Below are 4546 nucleotides of genomic sequence, written 5' to 3' on the forward strand. Positions count from 1 at the left end.
ACTACGCTGGCGCCATCATGCGCATCGAGGGCACCACCATCGCCCCGCCGCGCCACATCGCCGACGAAACCGAGGCGCTGACCTACACGCTGCGCGAACCCGTGGGCGTGGCCGGTCAGATCGTGCCGTGGAACGTGCCGCTCTCGACCGCGATCCTCAAGATGGCGCCTGCGCTGGCTGCGGGCTGCACGGTCGTGGTCAAGCCTTCGGAAATGACCCCGCTCTCGGTCCTGGCGCTTGGCCAGATGATCTGCGATGCGGGCTTCCCCGAAGGCGTGGTCAACATCGTCAACGGCCTTGGAGCCGACGCCGGTGCCGCGCTGTCGGAGCATCCGGGCGTCGACAAGATCTCGTTCACCGGCTCGACCGCGACCGGCAAGCGGATCATCGCCGCCTCGATGGGCAACCTCAAGCGCGTGAGCCTGGAACTGGGCGGCAAGAGCCCGGTCATGGTCATGCCCGATGCCGACCTCGAGTTGGCCATTCCCGGCGTCTCGATGGCGACCTTCTTCCTGCAGGGTCAGAACTGCATGGCCGGCACGCGCATCTTCGTGCACGAGTCCATTCACGACCAGCTGGTTGAGGGGCTTGCCGGTTTCGCGAACTCCATGACGCTTGGCCACGGCCTCGACATGGGGACGATGCAGGGGCCGATGATCTCGGATGCGCACAGCGCCAAGGTCATGGGCTACATCGAAGGCGCGAAGGCGGCGGGCGCGACGCTTGTGGCCGGTGGTGAGAAGCTTGACCGTCCGGGCAACTTCATCCGTCCCACGATCTTCAACGACTGCACGCCCGACATGGCCGTGACGCGCGAGGAGATCTTCGGCCCGGTGATGGCGATCCAGAAGGTGGCGACCACCGATCTCGACGAACTGGGCGCACTCGCCAACGACACGCCCTACGGCCTGTCGGGCAGCGTGTGGACCAAGGATCTCTCGACCGCGCACCGCCTGGTCAAGCGCATCCGTTCGGGCCACGTCTCGATCAACTGTCACGGCGCTGTTGGCACCAACATCCCCTTCGGCGGCTACGGCGAATCCGGGTGGGGCCGCGAGTTCGGCAACGAAGGGCTCGACGCGTACCTTGAGACCAAGGCGGTTACCGCGCGGCTCTAAAAAGCATCGCGCGTTGATCGCGAAGAGATGCACAAAGGGCCGGGGAAGCGATCTGCTTTCCCGGCCCTTTTTCTATCCGATCGAAGGGGGAGGAGGTGGCCTCAGGCGTTGCCGCCCGGAACCGGGTTCGACAGGTCGTGGCTGATGGCCTGCGCGGTCCCCTTGAGGTCGTCGAGGTAGAGTTCGAGGGCCTGCGAAAGGCGCATGGCAGCAACGAAGAACACCATGGTCAGGGCCGCTTCGTAGTGGCCGTTGCGGAAGATCGGCACCGAGACCGAGGAGGTCTTGCCCGGCGTCAGGTTGAAGTGGTTGCGGCCCTGGACCGCATAGCCTTCGGCCCGGATACGCTCGACATCGAGGCTGACTTCGGCCGTGGCAAGGTAGTTGAGGTCGATGTCCTGCGAGACGCGCATGAAGCGCAGGATCATTTCGCGCTCTTCATCGGGCGCGTAGGCCATCGACACCTTGCCGGACGCGCTGTCGAGGATCGGCAGCGTGAAGCCGGGATAGTAGTGCTCGAAGGTAAGCGACGAGTTCGAGTGCGTGCTGTCGCGCAGCATCATCTCGCGGCCCACGCGAATGGCGATCGAAACCGGCCAGCCAATGCGCTTGGTCAGCCCGACGATGTGCGGGCGGGCGATGCGGACCAGTTCGTCATCGTGCTGGAAGCCGGTGGCCAGTGTCTGCACCAGCGCGGTCGGGCGATAGCGCTTGCGCGAGGGCTCCTGTTCGATCAGACCTTCATAGAGAAGGGTCTGCACGATGCGGCAGGCAGTGGGGTAGGGTACGTCCGCGGCCTTCGCGATTTCCATCATGGAGAGCGAACCATGACGGTTGATCGCCTTCAGCGCCGAAATCGAACGCGTGATAGAGCGGATGGGGACACCTTTTTCCAACGGTCAAACTCCCTGATCGGTTCGTGCGATAACCGGAGAATGACCATTCCATTACAGATGGCCGCAAAGATCAAGTTTTTATCCGATAGGCGGATACGATAGCCGCCTATCGGAATGGAAATGCGTGAGTTTGAGTTGGGTCAATGATCGCGCGGCCTTACCAGGCCGGCACGATCACCTGTCGGATAGCCTCGCCCGACGCCAACTTGTCCATCGATTCGTTGATCTCCTCGAGCGGCCCCACCGATGTGAGGAGCTTCTCGATGGGCAGGCGGCCTGCACGCCACAGCTTGATGTAGCGCGGAATGTCACGGGCCGGGATCGCCGAGCCCATGTAGCTGCCCATCAGCGTCTTGCCGTCGGCGACAAGCGAGACGGCCTTGATCGAGAGGTCCTCGTCGGGATTGGGAAGGCCCACGGTGACGATACGTCCGCCGCGGCGGGCCGAATTGTAAGCTGCGGCTAGGACAGCGGCCTTGCCGACCGTCTCGATCACGACATCGCTGCCCATGGCGGCTTCGTCTTCACCCGGAGCGCTGGCCGAGGCCGCCCCCAGTTCGAGCGCCAGGGCACGCTTGGCAGGCGAGGGATCGATGGCGTGGACCGGCTGAGCACCGGCGGCGAGTGCGCCAAGCAGGGCCGAGAGGCCAACGCCGCCCAGACCGTAGATCGTGACGCTTTCGCCCGGGCGGACCTGGGCTGTGTTCATCACCGCGCCCACGCCCGTCAGGACCGCGCAGCCGAAGAGGGCAGCGGTTTCGGGCGAGATGTCGGAATCGATCTTCACCAGCGAACGGCGATCGACCACGGCCTGCGTGGCAAAGGCCGAGCAGCCCAGGTGATGGTGGATCGTCTCGCCATCGCAGGACAGGCGCGAGCCGCCGCGCAGGAGTTCGCCCTTGCCGTTGGCGGCTGCGCCGACGCTGCACAGGTATCCTTCGCCCGAAAGGCATTCCTCGCACTGGCCGCACGAGGGCAGGAACACGAGCACGCAGCGGTCGCCTACCGCAAGGCCCGGCTCCTCGGGGTCGCCGAGAGCAAGGACGGTGGCCGCGGCCTCATGGCCCAGCGCCATCGGCATCGGCCGCGGACGGTCACCGTTCACGACCGAGAGGTCGGAGTGGCAGATGCCCGCTGCATCGATGCGCACGAGCACTTCGCCGGGCCTGGGATCGGCAAGTTCAATCGGCTTCACGTCCAACGGCGCGCTGTCCGCGTAGGGCTTTGCGTGGCCGCCCGAGCTTGAAAGCACGGCAGCGGCAATACGGCGGTTCATGACAGGGGTTTCCTTGCTCATCAGATCTGCGCCCACTTCTTCTCGAATGCAGTGACCTCGTCGAAACCGATCAACGAGGAGAATTCCTTGAAACTGAACAGCCCGTCCGGGTTGGCCGTGCCCTGTTCCTTGAGCCCGCGCAGCGCGCTCTCCATCGCGCTGCAGGCGGCAAGCGCCATCAGCGAGGGATAGATGGCATAGGCAAGGCCGAGTTCGGCCAGCGTCTCGGCAGAGGGCATGGCCTCGCCCGAGCTGTTCGACATGTTGGCCATGACCGGCAGGGGCAGGTCACGGCAGGCGATGCGGATTTCATCGTTGGTGGCCAGCGCCTCGGGGAAGAGGACGTCCGCGCCCGCAGAGGCATAGGCCTCCATGCGGCGCATGACCCCGTCCATGCCTTCGGACTGGTAGGCATCGGTGCGCGCGATGATGACGAAGTTCTCGTCCTGGCGCGCGTCGACCGCAACCTTGATCTTCTCGACCATGTCCTGGGCCGCGATGATCCGCTTGTGCGGGGTGTGCCCGCACTTCTTGGGAAATTCCTGGTCTTCGAGCTGGATGGCGGTGACGCCCGCTTCCTCGTAGCCCTTGACCGTGTGGTGTACGTTGAGCAGACCGCCGTATCCGGTGTCGCCATCGGCGATGACCCCGGCCTTGCTCGTGCGAACCAGCGTTTCCATCCGGTTCTTCATTTCGGTGTAGGTGGCGATGCCGGCGTCGGGGAGGCCCCAGGCCGATGCGGTCAGCCAGTAGCCGGTGCCGTAGACGAGGTCGAAGCCGACCTTGTCGGCAATCACGGCCGCAATCATGTCCTGAACGCCGGGAACGGCAAAGAACTTGCCCGCGCGCAGCTTCTCCCGGAAGATCGGATTTGCCATCAGGCCCTCATGTCTTGTGCAGGGTCGGTTCCGTGCCGCCCTGAATGTTCTTCAACAGGAAAGCGGGAGGCACCCACATGGAGTGCCTCCCGACGAACCACGTTTCTTACTCGGCCGCTTCCGCCGTGCGCCACATGGGCTGCTTGGGAGCGGGGAGGCCGGTTTCTTCGAGGCAGTTCTTGCGCAGGGTTTCGATGTCGGGGCCGAAGTTGAAGACCTCGACCTCGCCGCGCTCGGTGCGCATCTTTTCGCGCAGGGCCTGGGTGGCCGTCTCGTCGACCGCGCCGTCCTTGATGACGACGCCGTAGTCGAGGGCGCCGGTCTCGGTGACGAGGCCCTGGCCGATTTCCGTGAGGACGAGGGCCGGGTCGCGGTCAA

Annotated in this window: 4 protein-coding genes and 1 pseudogene; 1 reads left to right on the top strand and 4 read right to left on the bottom strand. The window is 64.8% G+C overall.

Annotation, left to right across the window (positions count from 1 at the left end; genetic code table 11):
• A partial coding sequence (locus MBENS4_RS18530; RefSeq protein WP_039393566.1) for an aldehyde dehydrogenase family protein occupies positions 1-1118 on the top strand: 1118 nt, incomplete at its 5' end.
• 101 nt (positions 1119-1219) lie between these two features.
• On the opposite strand, the gene MBENS4_RS18535 is transcribed toward MBENS4_RS18530, so the two are convergent.
• The 4 genes and pseudogenes from MBENS4_RS18535 to MBENS4_RS18550 form a co-directional block, all read right to left on the bottom strand.
• Entirely contained in the window at positions 1220-2014 is a 795-nt protein-coding gene (locus tag MBENS4_RS18535) for an IclR family transcriptional regulator domain-containing protein (protein WP_039393567.1), read from the bottom strand.
• A 157-nt stretch (positions 2015-2171) separates the two neighbouring features.
• Complete coding sequence (locus MBENS4_RS18540; protein ID WP_039395473.1) at positions 2172-3290, bottom strand: zinc-binding dehydrogenase; 1119 nt, start codon at positions 3288-3290, stop codon at positions 2172-2174.
• 20 nt (positions 3291-3310) lie between these two features.
• The gene (locus MBENS4_RS18545) at positions 3311-4168 is read right to left on the bottom strand and encodes an isocitrate lyase/PEP mutase family protein (protein WP_039393569.1); all 858 of its coding nucleotides are present in this window, start codon (positions 4166-4168) and stop codon (positions 3311-3313) included.
• A gap of 106 nt (positions 4169-4274) precedes the next feature.
• Positions 4275-4546, bottom strand: a pseudogene (locus tag MBENS4_RS18550) (hydantoinase B/oxoprolinase family protein); the annotation flags it as partial.

It is taken from the genome of Novosphingobium sp. MBES04 (assembly GCF_000813185.1).
Lineage (GTDB): Bacteria > Pseudomonadota > Alphaproteobacteria > Sphingomonadales > Sphingomonadaceae > Novosphingobium > Novosphingobium decolorationis.

What these genes read in the sequence shown, in the direction of transcription:
- MBENS4_RS18545 (WP_039393569.1), bottom strand. Translation starts at nt 4,168, where the DNA reads ATGGCAAATCCGATCTTCCGGGAGAAGCTGCGCGCGGGCAAGTTCTTT.
- MBENS4_RS18540 (WP_039395473.1), bottom strand. Translation starts at nt 3,290, where the DNA reads ATGAACCGCCGTATTGCCGCTGCCGTGCTTTCAAGCTCGGGCGGCCAC.